Raw genomic sequence first — 16,716 nt, 5'->3', positions numbered from 1 at the left:
CGCCCCTTTTCTTATTGTGCCGGCGCCGTTGCCGGCGGTGCGTCGTCGGTAACCCGCAGAATCCCCCACAGCCCCGAGGTATTGCCGTAGGCGGCGTAGTCTCGGAACAGATAGTCGCCCGGCACCGCGTTGGCGCCCCCGGCGCTGGGCAACATGAAGCTGAAGTGCGCGGCGGGCAGCACGCTCTCCTGGGCACCGATGTACATCGACATCGGGTTGTAGCCAAAGCGCACCGACCCGATCCCAGGCTGCTTCATCGGGTAGCCATCGAGGTCGTTTTTCTCGGCCTGGTAGGCATGCAGTGGCCACAGGTGCCCGTCCAGCTGGTAGGTGATGCCACGGCTGCCGCCACTGGGCATCACCACATGGTTGCGCACGGGTTGACCGGGTTTGGCATACAGCACCGGGGTTTGCGGGTCGCTGCCCACCAGGGCATTGCTGTAGGCCATGTGCGCGTTGGGTACATCCGCGAAGCCAAAGCCATCGGCACGGCCAAACGGAGCGTCCGGTGCCAGGCCGAAGCGCAACCACAGCGGCTCGGTCTTGTAGTTGATGGCCATGTTGCCGTTGTCTTTGGGGTCACCTGGCACACCGTTGCCTTCGGTGGCGATACCCTCCACCGGGCGGCCGTCGGCCCAACGCATGTTCAGCGCACGCTGCCAGACGGTGACGAAGTCGCGGTAGTCCGGCTGGCCACTGACCTTGACCGTGGCCTGGGCCCGGCTGGCCGCGTCCTCGGTGAAGGTCGCGGTCTGCGGCAGGATGCTCATGGCGCCCACCAGGCCTTTCTGCGGTTGCTTGATGACATCCGCCGGGGTGAGGTTGAGGGCGCCGAACTCGATTGCCGTGGTGCGGATGTTGTCCACCGTGCGGCCCAGTTGCAGCACCGGCTTGCCTTCACGCTCCAGGTGCCCGGCATAGTACTGGTACACCCTGGTCGGGTAGGCACCACTGTTACCGCTGCGCGGCGGTACGGTCTGCTCCGGGTTGAGGCCGACGTTGACGCCATCGGACTTGGTGATGTCATAGGCCAGCAGCTGTGCGTGCAGGCCAACGTGGCTGGAGGGCCGGATCAGGTTGTTGTTGAAGGCGGTAGCGCCTTCGCTGTCATTGCGGTCGCGCTTGACCACGTTCTGCATCACCGCCGTGCTGGGCAGGTCCGGCATCACCAGCGGCAGGCGGTTCTCCAGGGTGATGCTGATGCAGTCGCCGGCATTGGCGCGCAGCACCAGAGGCTCGACCGGCACCCCGGCCTTGAGCTTGCCGGTGTTGGTGTCCAGGTCGGCCTTGCGCACATACAGCACGGCGGTCGGGTCGTGCAGTGGCGCGCTGTGCCCGCCCACGGTGAAGGTGGTGCCATCCTCCTCGTCGGTCACCGTCACCTGCGGGATGCTGGTGGTGCGGCTGTTGAACACCAGGGTGCCGCCATTGGCCTTCAGCGGGCCGCCGACGTGCTGGCCGATACCGGCCGGGTCGTTGATGCTGACACCGTTGCGGTTTTCGAGGATGTCGTTGGCCAGCGCGGCGACGATTTCGTAGTTGCGCTTGACCGTTGGCCGGCTGCCGACGCCGCTGGGGTTGGCCGTGGTTCTCGGGCAGATGCCATCGAAGTTGATGGTGTTGCGCATGGCCACCGGCTGCGGGTTGTTCGGCAGCGCGAACAGGTCGGCACGTTGCGCGGTGTAGTTGCGCATGACGCCCCAGATGCCGTTCCAGTAGCCTTCCAGCGCTGCGTCCAGCGAATACAGGTAGTCGCCATTGGTGGTTGCGGAGCTGGAGATCATCGACACCGGCGCCAGGAAGCCCAGCTGCTCGGATATGCCGATCATCTGCGAGGCCTTCCACCCCGAGTTGGAGCTGCTGCCGTAGCCGGTGCCGTTCTGCAGCCATTTGACGCCGTGCATCGTGACGTTGTGCTCCTCCTCATAGCCGCCAGCGTGCATGCGCAACCGCACGTTGTCGCCAGAGTAGGTGCGCAGCATCGGGGTGAACGGGTCGCCTGGTTCGCTGCCTGCCGTGTTGATGTGCGGCGGGAACAAGGTGGTGCCACCCGTAGGGCCGACCGCAGAGTTGATCGCCGAGGGGGCCAGGTTCATGGCCGGGATGGCACGGTCGGTACGGCTCTGCAGGGCATACCCCAGGTCGCCACCGAGGCCGTCGGCCTGCATGCCGCGCTTGCCGTCCGGCGCCACCTTGTTCGGGTCGAACACGCGCAGGGCCAACGGCTCGTTGCGGTAGTTGACGACGAACATGCCCGGGTCATCCACCGAGATCGCCTGTGGGCATGGCCGGGTCGGGCAACCAGGGTTGAGGCCACCGCGCGATTCGACGATCGACTCCAGCAGGTTCGAAGCCTTCTGCCGCACGGGCGGGTTGATGGCGTAGCGGAAGCTGTCGGCCGTGGCTGGGTAGGCCTGGGCGTTGGGCACACCATCGGGGCCGGCGCCCACATACACGCCCGCTTCATAGGCATGCTGGAAGTCGCTGTACTCAAGGAAGAACTCGCGATAGCTGTCGTTCTTGCCATCACCGTCGTTGTCACCGGTATTGATCACCGCCTGCCACGAGGTCGGGCCACCGTCCTGGCGCAGGGCGGGGTTGTACAGCTGCTCGCCGGTCTCGGCGTGGTGCCAGGTGGAGCCGGCAGGCTCGGCCAGCACAGTGGCATACAGGCCCAACTGCTGGTGGGTCGATGGGCCGAAGTGGTCATGGGTGAAGATGGTGCCCAGGCCGCGGTCGACGTTGTGCACGTTGACCAGCGGGTCGGCGAACCAGCGCTGCATGGCTGTGCGCGCGCCCACCCAGTCGGCCCGGCCAAAGCGGCCGAAGTACGGGTGCAGCTTGGCTGTCGGGCAGGCGGCGGTGCCGTCGCGGCTGTCGCCTTGTGAACAGCCATTGAACGCACGGATGGCGTTCACCCGTTCCACCACGCTGCCGGGTGAGAGGACACCGTCTTCGTAGTTCCAGCCGTTGGCTGAACCGTCGGCTGCGGTCAGGTCCCACTTGGGCAGGTGGATGTGCTGGCCGATCACATCGGTCGGTGTGCGCACCTGGTAGTCGTCCATTTCATAGAACGCCGGGATCAGGTTGGTCTGCTGGTACATGGTGCAGTCGAAGGTGTTCATGCGCATCACCAGCGGCTCTGGCGGGCGCTGCTTGGTGATCACCGGCCAGGCGTCTTCCCACAGCGCAAGGATGCGCGCCTGCGGGAAGTGATAGCCGACCTTGTTGTACACCGCGTCGAACTGGATGTTGGCCGCCTTGTAGATGCGAGGGCGGTCGGCAGTGAACGTGGAGGCACCACGGAAGTTGATACCGCCCAGGCTCTCGCCGCTGAAGTATTCGCCCGTGGACGAGGCCTGGGTAAGGCGTTTGCCGCGGTCATCCATGCAGGGTTCGAAGAAGGGGGCACCGGCGGTTGGCAGTGCACCATTGGTGCGAAATGCCTTGGCCACCGGCTGGCTGCCAGGGATCAGGGCAAAGCTTGGGTGCTCGGCCTTGGCGTGGAACTGCATGGCGGCCTGCTCGACGTCGGTGCCCTCCTCGGGCAGGTAGATCGGCTTGGCCTTTTCTACCACTTTGGAAAAGTCCAGCTTGGTGGTGGTGGTCACGGCCTCACCACCGGCCGACACTCCATCGAGGGCATGGCGGCCCAGGCCGCCATCCCAACCGTCGACCTGGTTGCCATCGAGGTTGGCCCACAGTGCTGCGCCGCTGTCTTTGAGCTGGCGTGCCATGGCCGGGTCGAGCATATCCAGCGGCGGGGTCGGCGGACGCTGGCCGACACTGCTTTCCATGCCGCCGATCCAGAAGGGGTAACCTGGGTTTTTCAGGGTGCCGTCAGCGTTGCGGTTGGTTTCGCTGCGGTCGACCAGTGCCAGCGAGCCTACAGCCTTGGCTGCGCCTGGCGCGTCGCTGTGATCGTCATCGCCGTGCTCTGGGTCATCATGATCCTCGTCATCCTCGGCGATCAGCTCTTGCGCCAGTTTCGGCACGACCACGACCTTGCCCGGCATCGGCGCCATGGCTTTGCCTGGCAGCGGCACGATCGCCGGGATCGGCGTACCTGCAATGATTTCGCCGTCCGGCAGCGCACGTGCGCCGGCCGCCGGCTTGCCGCTGCGCAAGGCGAAGGGCGTGTCATGGAAGCCGTCCTCCCCCTGCCCGCTGACTTCCAGGCGGGTACCCTCCTCGAACACATCGTGCACCCGCCACATGGCCCACATGCCTTGGGCGAAGTGCGGATAGAAGTGGCAATGGTAGATGGCATCACCCGCCACACGGTTACGGTTGCCCGAGCCGCCGTTGGCGATCTCGTAGGTGTACCCAACACCTGGGCCTATGCCCTGGGCGTCGATGTAGTCGGAGTTGTCGTCATTGGGGTTGAACAGCCACTGGTGGCCATGCAGGTGGAAAATGTGTTGCTCATGGCCGTTGTGGGTGTTGCGGAACTTGGTGAAGTCGCCAATGTAGCTGTGGTGCACGTTGGCCGGCTCCGACGGGTACAGCGCCATGTTGGCCTTGACGCCAATGGCGCTGGCCGGCGGGGTCTCGCCTGGGCGAATGTGTTCCAGGCCGATGTTGGCCGGCACGTCCACCAGGGTGCCGATATCACCCACGGTGTGCGCGCTGAGGAAGAACTCTTCATAGGCGCAGGACAGGCAATCGTGCATCGGCCCGACCCCCAGGCGGTTGGCCACAACTTCCGCGCCCATGCCCCCCGAGCCGTAGTTGATCATGAACGCGTCGCGCGTAGGCTCCAGCACATGCCCCATGACCGGGTCCGCCCAGTAGCCGGGGAAGGCCTGGGTGGCCGCCACTTCATCAGCGAACTGCGAGGCGAAATCGCGGAACGCCTCCAGGCGGTTGGGCAAGGCCGGGTTGCGCTTGTTGATGCTTTCCAGTGGGTAGGTTGAACGCGGGAAGCTGCCGTCCGGGTTGGGACCCATGACAATGGCGTCGGTTTCACTGCTGAGGATTTCGTTGCCGTCGACCATGGCGATGATCGGCTTGCCGGCCTTGCCTTCGGCTATCCACGGCTCAACCTGTGGGTAGCGGGCCTCGTAGTCGACCACGGGCTGGCCGGTGGCGGCACGGCCGGTACTGGCCAGGCGCATTTCCTCTTCGGTCAGGGTGTTTCGATAGGTGCGCCCACCTTTGGGCACCACCACCACCTGGCCGAACAGGCCATTGGCGACGTTGCCGGCGTTACCCTGGCCGCCGAACGTGGCACCCTGGCTGGTGGCGGCGAAGGCACCTTCGCGCTCGGCGTAGAGGGTGTAGCTGCGGGTAGCGCCCGGGGCGATCAGGAAGTTGCCATTGCGGCCGGTGTTGGCGGCAATGTCGCCGATGCTGTTGACGGCCTGAAGGCCGTTGACCTGAAAGCCGACGTGGCGATCAGTGACCTGCTCGTCGACGACGAAGTGCTCGCCCCCGTCATTCTCCACTTCTGCAGCTTCTTCGGCTTCATCGCCTTCTTCGGCTTCTTCTCCCTCTACACCTTCGAACTCGTTCTCATCATGGTCGATACCGTGTTTGTTGGGATTGGCCTGATAAGCCAACAGGTTGGTCAGGTTGACCGTCAGGCAATCACCGGCGGCAACCCGCAGCACGATGGGACGTGGGCGTTTGTCCGGGCGCAGGGTCACCTTGCCCGGCACTGCGGCGCCCCCCTTGCTCAAGGGTACCAGGTGCTCGTCCACCACATCCTGACGCAGGGCGAACATCATGCCGTTGGCGTTTTGCGCGCCAAGGCGGTTGAACATCAGGGGCTGGTCCAGGGCGATCACGTTGGCCACCAAGGTGCGCTGGCATTGCACAGCCGCCTCGCTGGTCGCTGTCCAGCCCAGCAGGGCCAGTACAAGTGATGTGAGGACGGGGCCTTTGTTGGGGGTCGACATGCTGCACCTCCGGGACACAGGAACTGTGCAAGAGGGTCAGCAAGGTGTATGCCAGAAGCAAATATCCTTTTTATTCAATTGGTTGGACGATCAATCGAACCGGATTGGGGTGGATTCCCCGCTGCGCCCCCCACATCAGGGGATGGTATTCGTTGTCATTGCGGGGGGTGTGGGTCACCAGAAAATGGGGTATTCATGGTTTGCCGCAGGGGTGGGTAAACGACCTGTAAACAGGCCCCATAAAAAGTTGAACGTCCGCACTCAGTTGCTTTCCACATGCTGATCGACGTCAACTTCCAGGAGCCCCGCAACGATGAAGATGCCCGGCCGTGCCCCCAACGCCAACGTGCAACTGGACTATGTGCGCGACACGCTGTTCGGCCCGATTGCCATGAGCGTTGAATGCCAGTGCCAACTCGCTGCACTGAACGTGCAGGGGCGCCCTGCCCTGCGCCTGCACATCTGCCCGCCGCTTCCGGACAAAGTCGAGCGGGCGCACAGCGTGGCCTTCGTGTGGGATGGCCGCAGTTACCATGGTGTGGTCCGTGACCAAGGCAAGTGTGGTGATGGCGGGCTGAACCTGCTGCTGGAGCTGCAATGAGCCGATCAACGACGGCGAGGTGGGCTGACAGCAGAATATGGCGCCCGGCCAGCTTCGGCTGACCGGTGCCCCTGGGTGGTCAGGCGATCGCCTTCAGCGACGCTGGCTGGCTGTCACGCAGCGCATGCAACTGGTCAACCAGTTTCACCACGTCACGGCAACTGTTCAGGTTCTGCAATGGAACGCCTGTAAGCGTCACACCCTGCTCCATGTTTGGCCCCTGACCCAAGCGAATGGTCAGGCTTGTGCCATCCAGGCAACTCACTTCACAAAGATCAGGCAGGCAGGCCTGTTCGATCAGTTGGCGCATTTCCAGCATCGAAACACCTATCAACGACATGTTAAGACCCTCTCTTGAGTGGATGGCCTGTTTATTGGAGTACGCCTTTGGCAGGCAGGGTGCCAATTGATAATGCCCATGCCCAGGCGGCCGTCCATGCGCCGGGGCAATTGATGATGCGCAAGATCAACTAGCACCTTAGTGGAAGAACCGGCAAGCCCTCTTACCGTTCGATCCAATCGAGGCACTTCACGACAGGCGGTCAGCGCTGGCGACCGCGTGGCGGGTAGCGCATAAACAGTGCCAATGACGTCGAGCGCCCCCGCCCATGTGATCGTTGCTCAGCCTTTGAGGTGGTCCAGTACCTGTTGCGCCGCCGCGGCCGGATCCTCCTGCATGAAGCAGTGACCTCCGGCGACCTGACGAGCCTGGACCCTGGGGTTGATCGCGGCCAGCCGCTGCACCGAATGCGGCACGAAAGGATAGGTCTGTTCGCCATACAACACACGGGTGGGAACCTGGATGGCGGCGAGATGCGCCCACATGCGCGCAGGGAAGGAGCTGAAAATCTCAACTTCACGGCTGGGCCGGCACTTGAGCACCACGCCCTCACCGCAATCGCCGATGGCATGTTCGATGTAGGCCTGCAGCGCTGCATCGCTCCAGCCCTTGAAGATGCCCCGCCCCTGCAGCGAAGCCGTTGCCGCTTCGCGGTCGGGCCAATGGCTGCGGCGGTTGGCGGCCTTGCGCGCCAGGGCATGCCGGCGGTGCAGGCCCACCAGCGCAGCAGCCCCCATGACCCCGATCATGCGCCGGCTGAACAATACCGGGTCAAGCAATACGGCGCGCTCGAACAACCCAGGCCTGATGGCCAGGATCAGCCCGGTGAGCACGCCACCAAAACTGTGCCCCAGTGCATAGCGAGGTACCTCGCCATACTCGCCACGGCCCGCTTCGAACGCCTCCACTGCCAACTCAGCCGTGCGGTTCCAGCCGCGGAACACCCCGCCATGGTCACTGTCGCCGTGCCCCTGAACATCACTGAGCCACAGGTCGAACTGCTCGCCGAGGCGCGCCAGCATCGGCTGGTAGGCCAGGCAGCAAAAGCCATTGCCGTGCAAAAAATGCAGCAGCGGCTTGCCGCTGGCCGGCGAGCGCCAGCCGCGCAGGGTGAAACCTTCGGAGCATTGGTGAGACCAGGGGATCAACTGCATGGGTTTGCCGTACTCGACGCGTTACGAAAACGCCGATTCTACAAATAGCAGCGGGTAAAGCGATATCACCAGCAGCAAGGCCATCAGGACATTGAACAGCATCAGCCAGCGCGGGTTCTGCAGCAGGTTGCGCAGCGCACTGCCAAACATCACCCACACGCCGACGCTGGGCAGGTTGACCAGGGCGAACACGGCCGCGATGACGATCACGTTCAGCACATAGCCCTGGGCCGGTGTGTAGGTGGTGATCGCCCCTACCGCCATCACCCACGCTTTGGGGTTGACCCACTGGAACGCGGCTGCCCCCCAGAAGCCCAGCGGCTTGCGGGCATTGGACGAATCGGCGCTCAACGGGCCGGAGGTGGCGATCTTCCAGGCCAGGTAGAGCAAATAGGCAGCGCCCACGTAACGCAGCACGGTGTACAACGCAGGCCAGGCCTTGAACACCTCGCCAAGGCCCAGACCAACGGCCAGCCCCAGGACCATGAAACCGATGCTGATGCCCAGGGCGTGAGGGATGGAGCGACGCACGCCAAAGTTCACCCCAGAGGCCAGCAGCATGGTGTTGTTGGGGCCTGGGGTTATCGAGGAAACGAAGGCAAACAGCACAAAGGCCATCAGCAGGTCGAAAGAGGCAAGCATGGCAGGCATTCCAGAATGGTAATGAGTGCTGTCACACTACGGCAGTCGCCTTCCGTACAACCGGTACAGTTACCTTAAATTACGCAGACACACATGACTGTATCGATACGACGCATTGCTTATCAAGGAAGCCCAGCATGAGCCTTACCATTCGCCCCGCAGTACGCACTGACGCCGCACAGATTCTTGCATTCATCACCGAACTGGCCGAGTACGAGCGTGCGCGCCATGAAGTGGTCGCCACCCTTGCCGATATCGAGCACAGCCTGTTCGATGAGGGCAGCACGGTGCACAGCCTGATCTGCGAACGCGATGGCCAGGCAGTGGGGTTTGCCGTGTATTTCTACAGCTATTCGACGTGGCTGGGGCGAAACGGTATTTACCTGGAAGACCTGTACATCACGCCTGAACAGCGCGGCGGTGGCGCGGGCCGCGACCTGCTGCGGCACATTGCCCGCGAAGCCGTAGAGAACCGCTGCGGACGGTTGGAATGGAGTGTGCTGGACTGGAATGAACCGGCGATCGGGTTCTACAAATCGCTGGGGGCCGAGCCACAGGATGAGTGGGTGCGGTACCGGCTGGATGGGGACAGGCTGCTGCAGTTTGCCCGCGGTTGATCGGTAACCTTTGTGGGCTTGCCGAGATGCAGACGCTGCGGTGCAGGGCACCGGCTTTGCCGGTGATCGCCGGCAAGCCGGCTCCTACAGGGACCCCGCTGCTCTCAAGCTCAGCGCGAATCCAGTGGGAGCCGGCCGTCACGCGCCGCTGCGCACCCGTTGCATCACCGCCCCCACCAGTACCACATTGACCAGCGCCAACAGGCACAAGGTCACCAGCACCCCCATCGCGCCAAAGTGCTCGAACAGGTAGCCCCCCACCACCGGCGTCAACGCCTGCCCGATCAGCGACGGCCGCGACATGCGCCCCATCAACAGCACGTATTGCGCAGGCGGCATCATCGCCAAGGGCAACAGCCCGCGCACGATCGCCCGCAAGCCATTACCACAACCGAACACCAGCAGGCCCACGGCCGTGGCCGCCGGCACCAGCGTGACCAGCAGCAGACCGACCAGCACCAGGCTGACCCAAGCCAAGGCCGTCCAGATCGGATGGCGCTGGCCGGCCAGAATCTGCAACACCCTGGAGGCCACCTGGCTGGGACCGAGCATCGCCGCCAGGCCAATTGCCACCGGCAGCGAGTGCCCAAGGCCCTGGAGCACGGCTACCAGTTGCACGGCAATTGCCGTCATGATGATCGCGCCAATAGCGAACATGCTGGTCAACAGCAGGTAAAGCTGGCGGTCGGCCCCGGTCGCGGTGCCTTGATCCTGAGCCTTGCGTACCTCAATCCGCCCTCCGGCCGGCAACACGCGCCAATACAGAGGCGCCACCACCAACAGCAACACGAGCGCATAGCAGCCGCAAGTGGTGCGCCAGCCCAGGTGTTCGATGGCCAAGGCCACGGTCGGCCAAGACAGGGTCGAGGCGAAGCCGGCGATCAGGGTGATGCCCGTGATTGCCTTGCCCGCACCCTCGCCATACAACCCGCCAAGGGTGGCGAACAGTGCCTCGTACAGCCCCATCGCCATGCCGACGCCGATCACCACCCAGGCCAGCAAAAACAGCCCCAGGCCCTGGCTGGCGGCCATGATCAGCAAGCCCACCGCGACCACGGCGCCACTGGCGGCCATCTGCGGACGGCCACCGTAGCGTGCAACAAGGCGGCTGGACAGCGGGGCAAACAGCGCCGAGACCATCAAGCTCAGCGATAGCGCACCGTACACCCACTGGCTGGGCCAGCCGGTGTCGCGGCTGATGGGCTCGGCCATCACCGCCATGAGGAAGAACGAACCGCCCCAGACCAGTATTTGCAGGATGCCCAGGCAGACGATGCCGAGGGGCCCGGGTAGTTGCGGGGAGCTGTTCACGATCGGGCCTTGGTTCACATACGGGGGAGGATCAGAGCCGGCACCCTACCATGCTCGCCATCGATGAAATATCCCGACATATCATTGGGCGTGATAATAACCTTCGCTGCGTTCGATTCGTGCGTCACGCGCAAGGCACTCACACTCCGCCCACTACTAATACTTTGGCGGAGTTCTCCATGGACCACTCACTCAAACCCTTGCGCTTCCCCCTCGCTGCCCTGGCAGTGGTGGTGCTCAGCGCTTGTGGCCGCACCCCAGATGCCGTGCAGGCTCCCGCCGCGCCCAAGGTCACCGTCGCCAAGGTGATCGAGCAGCCGATCAACGAATGGGACGAATTCACTGGCCGCCTCGAAGCCCCGGAAACCGTCGAAGTGCGCCCGCGCGTGTCCGGCCAGATCGACCTGGTGGGCTTCACCGAAGGCGCCCAGGTCAAGAAAGGCGACCTGCTGTTCCAGATCGATCCACGCCCGTTCCAGGCTGAAGTGCGCCGCCTCGAAGCCCAGTTGCAACAGGCCAAGGCCACCGCCATCCGCAGCGCCAATGAAGCTCGCCGTGGCGAGCGTCTGCGTGACAGCAACGCCATCTCCGCCGAGCTTGCCGAGTCGCGCAGCAGCGCTGCCGCCGAGGCCCGCGCCGGTGTCGATGCGATCCAGGCCCAGCTTGACCTGGCCCGCCTGAACCTCAGCTTCACCCGCGTCACCGCGCCGATCAGCGGCCGCGTCAGCCGCGCCCAGTACACCGCCGGCAACATCGTCACTGCCGATGTCACGCCACTGACCAGCGTGGTCTCCACCGACAAGGTCTATGCCTACTTCGATACCGACGAGCGCGTGTACCTCAAGTACACCCAGCTGGCGCGTGAAGGCCAGCGCGGCCAGGCCACCCCGGTCTACCTGGGCCTGACCAACGAAACCGGCAACCCGCACCTGGGCCACATGAACTTCGTCGACAACCAGGTCAACCCGCGCACCGGCACCATCCGTGGCCGCGCCGTGTTCGACAACCGCGACGGCCAGTTCACCCCTGGCCTGTATGCCCGCCTGAAGCTGGTGGGCAGCGCCCAGTACGACGCGGTACTGATCAACGATGAAGCCGTGGGCACTGACCTTGGCAAGAAGTTCGTACTGGTCATGGACAAAGACAACAAGGCGACCTACCGCACCGTGGAACTGGGGCCCAAGCTCGAAGGCCTGCGCATCGTGCGCAGCGGCCTGGGCAAGGATGACCGCATCGTGGTCAAGGGCCTGCAGCGGGTACGCCCTGGCTCGCCAGTCACCCCGCAAGAAACGCCCATGGCCAGCGAGCAGACCCTCGCCGCCCTCGCCCAGCAGCGCCAGGCTCTGGAAGCCAGCAACCCGGCGCCGAAGGTTGCCGGCACCCATGCAAAAGTCGCCGGCGCCCAAGCGCCGCGCGGTTAAGGGACAACACCGATGAACTTTTCGAAATTCTTCATTACCCGGCCGATCTTCGCCGCGGTGCTGTCGCTGGTGCTGCTGATCGCGGGTTCCATCTCGCTGTTCCAGTTGCCGATCAGTGAATACCCGGAAGTGGTGCCGCCTACCGTGGTGGTGCGCGCCAACTTCCCGGGCGCCAACCCCAAGGTGATCGGCGAAACCGTCGCCGCACCGCTGGAGCAAGCCATCACCGGTGTCGAGAACATGCTGTACATGTCCTCGCAATCCACTGCCGATGGCAAGCTCACCCTGACCATCACCTTCGCCTTGGGCACCGACCTGGACAACGCGCAGGTGCAGGTACAGAACCGTGTCACGCGCACCCAGCCCAAGCTGCCGGAAGAAGTGACCCGTATCGGTATCACCGTCGACAAGGCTTCGCCCGACCTGACCATGGTGGTGCACCTGACTTCGCCGGACAACCGCTACGACATGCTCTACCTGTCCAACTACGCCATCCTCAACATCAAGGATGAACTGGCGCGCCTGGGCGGCGTGGGCGATGTGCAACTGTTCGGCATGGGCGACTACTCGCTGCGGGTGTGGCTCGACCCGAACAAGACCGCTTCGCGCAACCTGACCGCCGGTGACGTGGTCGCGGCCATCCGCGAGCAGAACCGCCAGGTTGCCGCGGGCCAGCTGGGTGCCCCGCCCGCCCCCGGTTCGACCAGCTTCCAGCTGTCGATCAACACCCAGGGCCGGCTGGTGAACGAGGAAGAGTTCGAGAACATCATCATCCGCGCCGGTGCCGATGGCGAAATCACTCGCCTGAAGGACATCGCCCGGGTCGAGCTGGGTTCCAGCCAGTACGCCCTGCGCTCGCTGCTGAACAACCAGCCGGCAGTGGCCATTCCGATCTTCCAGCGCCCAGGCTCAAATGCCATCGAGATCTCCGACGAAGTACGGGCGAAGATGGCCGAGCTGAAGAAAGACTTCCCTGAAGGCATGGACTACAGCATCGTCTATGACCCGACCATCTTCGTGCGCGGCTCCATCGAAGCGGTGGTGCACACCCTGTTCGAAGCGCTGGTGCTGGTGGTGCTGGTGGTGATCCTGTTCCTGCAGACCTGGCGCGCCTCGATCATCCCGCTGCTGGCTGTACCGGTGTCGCTGATCGGGACCTTCGCGGTGATGCACCTGTTCGGCTTCTCGCTCAACGCCCTTTCGCTGTTCGGGCTGGTATTGGCCATCGGTATCGTGGTGGACGACGCCATCGTTGTGGTGGAGAACGTCGAACGCAACATCGGGCTGGGCCTCAAGCCGCTGGAGGCCACGCAAAAGGCAATGGGCGAAGTGACCGGACCGATCATCGCCACCGCCCTGGTGCTGTGCGCAGTGTTCGTGCCCGCCGCGTTCATCTCCGGGCTTACCGGGCAGTTCTACAAACAGTTCGCCCTGACCATCGCCATCTCGACCGTGATTTCGGCGTTCAACTCGCTGACCCTGTCGCCGGCCCTGGCCGCCGTGCTGCTCAAGGACCACCACGCACCCAAGGACCGTTTCTCGTGGCTGCTGGAAAAACTGCTGGGCAGCTGGCTGTTCGCCCCGTTCAACCGCTTCTTCGACCGCGCCAGCCACAGTTACGTCGGTGGCGTGCGCCGGGTCATCCGCTCAAGCGGCATCGCCCTGTTCGTCTATGCCGGCCTGATGGGCCTGACCTACCTGGGTTTCTCGTCCACGCCGACCGGTTTCGTGCCAGCGCAGGACAAACAGTACCTGGTGGCGTTCGCCCAGTTGCCTGACGCCGCCAGCCTCGACCGCACCGAGGCGGTGATCAAGCGCATGAGCGAAATCGCCCTGAAGCAACCCGGCGTGGCCGACTCGGTGGCCTTCCCGGGCCTGTCGATCAACGGTTTCACCAACAGCCCCAACAGCGGCATCGTGTTCACCCCGCTCAAGCCGTTCGATGAGCGCAAGGACCCGAGCCAGTCGGCAGCGGCCATCGCTGCGGCGTTGAACGCCCAGTTCGCCGACATCCAGGATGCCTACATCGCGATCTTCCCCCCACCGCCAGTACAAGGCCTGGGCACCATCGGCGGCTTCCGCCTGCAGATCGAAGACCGTGGCAACCTGGGCTACGAAGCGCTGTACAAGGAAACCCAGAACATCATCGCCAAGAGCCACAACGTGCCGGAGCTGGCTGGCCTGTTCACCAGTTACCAGGTGAACGTGCCGCAGGTCGATGCGGCCATCGACCGGGAAAAGGCCAAGACCCACGGCGTGGCGATCACCGACATCTTCGACACCCTGCAGGTTTACCTGGGCTCGCTGTACACCAACGACTTCAACCGCTTCGGCCGCACCTACCAGGTCAACGTCCAGGCTGAGCAGCAGTTCCGCCTCGATGCTGAGCAGATCGGCCAGTTGAAGGTGCGCAACAACCTGGGCGAGATGATCCCGCTGGCGACCTTCCTGAAGGTCAGCGACACCTCCGGGCCTGATCGCGTGATGCACTACAACGGCTTCATCACCGCGGAAATCAACGGTGCGGCAGCCCCGGGCTACAGCTCCGGCCAGGCCGAAGCGGCCATCGAGAAACTGCTGAACGAGGAACTGCCCAACGGCATGACCTTCGAGTGGACCGACCTGACCTACCAGCAGATCCTCTCCGGCAACACCGCGCTGCTGGTGTTCCCGCTGTGCGTGCTGCTGGCGTTCCTGGTGCTGGCGGCCCAATACGAAAGCTGGAGCCTGCCGCTGGCGGTGATCCTGATCGTACCGATGACCTTGCTGTCGGCGATTACCGGAGTGATCGTCTCCGGTGGCGACAACAACATCTTCACCCAGATCGGTTTGATCGTACTGGTGGGCCTGGCGTGCAAGAACGCCATCCTGATCGTCGAGTTCGCCAAGGACGAGCAAGCCAAGGGCCTCGACCCGCTGGCTGCGGTGCTGGAAGCCTGCCGCCTGCGCCTGCGGCCGATCCTGATGACCTCGATTGCGTTCATCATGGGCGTGGTGCCGCTGGTGTTCTCCTCCGGTGCCGGCTCGGAAATGCGCCATGCGATGGGTGTCGCGGTGTTCTCGGGGATGATCGGCGTGACCGTGTTCGGCCTGTTCCTGACCCCGGTGTTCTTCTTCCTGATTCGCCGTTTCGTCGAACGTCGCCAGGCCCGCAAGGCCGAACGCGTTCAATCGCTGGAGAACCACGCATGAAGCTGCTCAAACCCCTGACCCCGAGCCTGCTGGCCCTGGCCCTGGTGGCCTGCGCGGTAGGCCCGGACTACAAAGCGCCGAACACTGAGCCTGCGCGTTTGGCCAGCGACGTGCAGGCCAAGGCCTTCGACCGTAGCCGCTTCGAAAGCGTGTGGTGGAAGCAGTTCGATGACCCGGTACTCAACCAGTTGGTGCAGGCTTCGCTGGACGGCAACCGCGACCTGCGCGTGGCCTTTGCACGGCTCAAGTCGGCGCGGGCGATCCGCGATGATGCCGCCAATGACCAGTTGCCGGTGGTCACCAGCCGCGCCAGCAGTGAGATCGGCAAGGGTCAGGTACCCGGCCAGACCGATCAACGGGTCAACAGCGAGCGTTACGACCTGGGCCTGGACATGGCCTGGGAGCTCGACCTGTTCGGCCGTATCCAGCGCCAGATCGAGGCCAGCGACGCTCAGGCAGCGGCCGCCCAGGCCGACCTGCAACAGCTGCAGGTCAGCCTGATCGCCGAACTGGTCGATGCCTATGGCCAACTGCGTGGTGCACAACTGCGCGAGAAGATCGCCGTGGCCAACCTCAAGACCCAGCAGGAGTCGCGCAGCATCACGGTGACCCTGCGCGACGCCGGGGTCGGCAACGAGCTCGATGTGGTGCGCGCCGACGCCCGCCTGGCCGGGGTCGAAGCCACCGTGCCACAACTGCAGGCCGAGCAGGCACGGGCTCGCCACCGGATTGCCACCCTGCTCGGCCAGCGCCCGGATGCCCTGAACGTGGACCTCTCGCCCAAGGCCTTGCCGGCTATCGCCAAGGCCCTGCCGGTGGGCGACCCGGGTGAGCTGCTGCGCCGCCGCCCGGATATCCGTAGTGCCGAGCGCCAACTGGCCGCAGCCACCGCCAATGTGGGCGTGGCGACTGCCGACCTGTTCCCGCGGGTGAGCCTGAGCGGCTTTTTAGGCTTTACCGCCGCGCGCGGTTCGCAGATCGGTTCGTCGGCAGCCAACGCCTGGGGGCTGGGGCCAAGCATCACTTGGGCTGCGTTCGATCTGGGCAGCGTGCGGGCCCGACTGCGCGGTGCCAAAGCCGATGCCGAAGGAGCCTTGGCCAACTATGAGCAACAGGTACTGCTGGCCTTGGAAGAGTCGGCCAACGCCTTTAGCGACTATGACAAGACCCAGCAGCGGCTGCTGTCGCTGATGCGCCAGAGCGAGGCCAGCCGCAAGGCGGCTGACCTGGCTTCGGTGCGTTACCGCGAAGGTACGGTGGATTATCTGGTGCTGCTCGATGCCGAGCGTGAGCGGCTGAGCGCCGAAGATGCACAGGCGCAGGGCGAGGTTGACCTGTATCGCGGCATTGTCTCGATCTACAAGGCGCTGGGCGGTGGCTGGCAGCCGGACTCGGTGGCCAGCGTGCGCTGAGTTCTCACTTTTTAAACGACTCCTTTGGTTGGCTCCTCCCCCAACCGTTTGCCCCGCTGGCCTTGGCTTGCGGGGCTTTTTTTGGTTTGTTTACAGGTCGCTGATGGTGCGGCCGGGCACATGCCT

At 64.2% G+C, this 16,716-nt stretch carries 10 protein-coding genes; 5 read left to right on the top strand and 5 right to left on the bottom strand.

The genetic code is table 11. The features are described from left to right. Positions 1–11: 11 nt before the first annotated feature. The gene (gene mnxG, locus ACEWE8_RS16530; RefSeq protein ID WP_046787670.1) at positions 12–5,900 is read right to left on the bottom strand and encodes a manganese-oxidizing multicopper oxidase MnxG; all 5,889 of its coding nucleotides are present in this window, start codon (positions 5,898–5,900) and stop codon (positions 12–14) included. 313 nt (positions 5,901–6,213) lie between these two features. On the opposite strand from mnxG, the gene ACEWE8_RS16525 reads away from it, so the two are divergent. Further along, positions 6,214–6,501, top strand: a complete 288-nt coding sequence (locus tag ACEWE8_RS16525) for a hypothetical protein (RefSeq protein ID WP_046787671.1) — start codon at positions 6,214–6,216, stop codon at positions 6,499–6,501. Positions 6,502–6,580: 79 nt separating this feature from the next. On the opposite strand, the gene ACEWE8_RS16520 is transcribed toward ACEWE8_RS16525, so the two are convergent. The 3 genes from ACEWE8_RS16520 to ACEWE8_RS16510 all read right to left on the bottom strand — a co-directional run bounded on the left by ACEWE8_RS16520 (position 6,581) and on the right by ACEWE8_RS16510 (position 8,646). Next, the gene (locus ACEWE8_RS16520; protein WP_046787672.1) at positions 6,581–6,841 is read right to left on the bottom strand and encodes a DUF1652 domain-containing protein; all 261 of its coding nucleotides are present in this window, start codon (positions 6,839–6,841) and stop codon (positions 6,581–6,583) included. A 281-nt stretch (positions 6,842–7,122) separates the two neighbouring features. After that, a complete protein-coding gene (locus tag ACEWE8_RS16515) occupies positions 7,123–7,995 on the bottom strand; it encodes an alpha/beta fold hydrolase (protein ID WP_046787673.1) in 873 nt (290 codons plus the stop codon). 21 nt (positions 7,996–8,016) lie between these two features. Beyond that, the gene (locus tag ACEWE8_RS16510) at positions 8,017–8,646 is read right to left on the bottom strand and encodes a LysE family translocator (protein ID WP_046787674.1); all 630 of its coding nucleotides are present in this window, start codon (positions 8,644–8,646) and stop codon (positions 8,017–8,019) included. Between the two features lie 128 nt (positions 8,647–8,774). Here ACEWE8_RS16510 and ACEWE8_RS16505 point away from each other — a divergent pair, with 128 nt between their 5' ends. Continuing rightward, complete coding sequence (locus tag ACEWE8_RS16505; RefSeq protein WP_046787675.1) at positions 8,775–9,254, top strand: GNAT family N-acetyltransferase; 480 nt, start codon at positions 8,775–8,777, stop codon at positions 9,252–9,254. A gap of 138 nt (positions 9,255–9,392) precedes the next feature. Here ACEWE8_RS16505 and ACEWE8_RS16500 read toward each other — a convergent pair whose 3' ends face one another. Continuing rightward, a complete protein-coding gene (locus ACEWE8_RS16500; RefSeq protein WP_046787713.1) occupies positions 9,393–10,514 on the bottom strand; it encodes an MFS transporter in 1,122 nt (373 codons plus the stop codon). 230 nt (positions 10,515–10,744) lie between these two features. On the opposite strand from ACEWE8_RS16500, the gene mexE reads away from it, so the two are divergent. The 3 genes from mexE to ACEWE8_RS16485 are packed head-to-tail and all read left to right on the top strand — an operon-like array spanning position 10,745 to position 16,590. Next, a complete protein-coding gene (gene mexE / locus ACEWE8_RS16495) occupies positions 10,745–11,986 on the top strand; it encodes a multidrug efflux RND transporter periplasmic adaptor subunit MexE (protein WP_046787676.1) in 1,242 nt (413 codons plus the stop codon). Between the two features lie 12 nt (positions 11,987–11,998). Further along, complete coding sequence (locus tag ACEWE8_RS16490) at positions 11,999–15,178, top strand: efflux RND transporter permease subunit (RefSeq protein ID WP_046787677.1); 3,180 nt, start codon at positions 11,999–12,001, stop codon at positions 15,176–15,178. Beyond that, entirely contained in the window at positions 15,175–16,590 is a 1,416-nt protein-coding gene (locus ACEWE8_RS16485) for an efflux transporter outer membrane subunit (RefSeq protein WP_046787678.1), read from the top strand. The genes ACEWE8_RS16490 and ACEWE8_RS16485 overlap by 4 nt, the downstream gene beginning before the upstream one ends. The last annotated feature ends 126 nt before the right edge of the window (positions 16,591–16,716 follow it).

This window comes from Pseudomonas sp. TR47 (genome assembly GCF_044143025.1).
GTDB classification, from domain to species: Bacteria; Pseudomonadota; Gammaproteobacteria; order Pseudomonadales; family Pseudomonadaceae; genus Aquipseudomonas; species Aquipseudomonas putida_E.
This window is presented reverse-complemented; position numbering and strand designations above follow the sequence as displayed.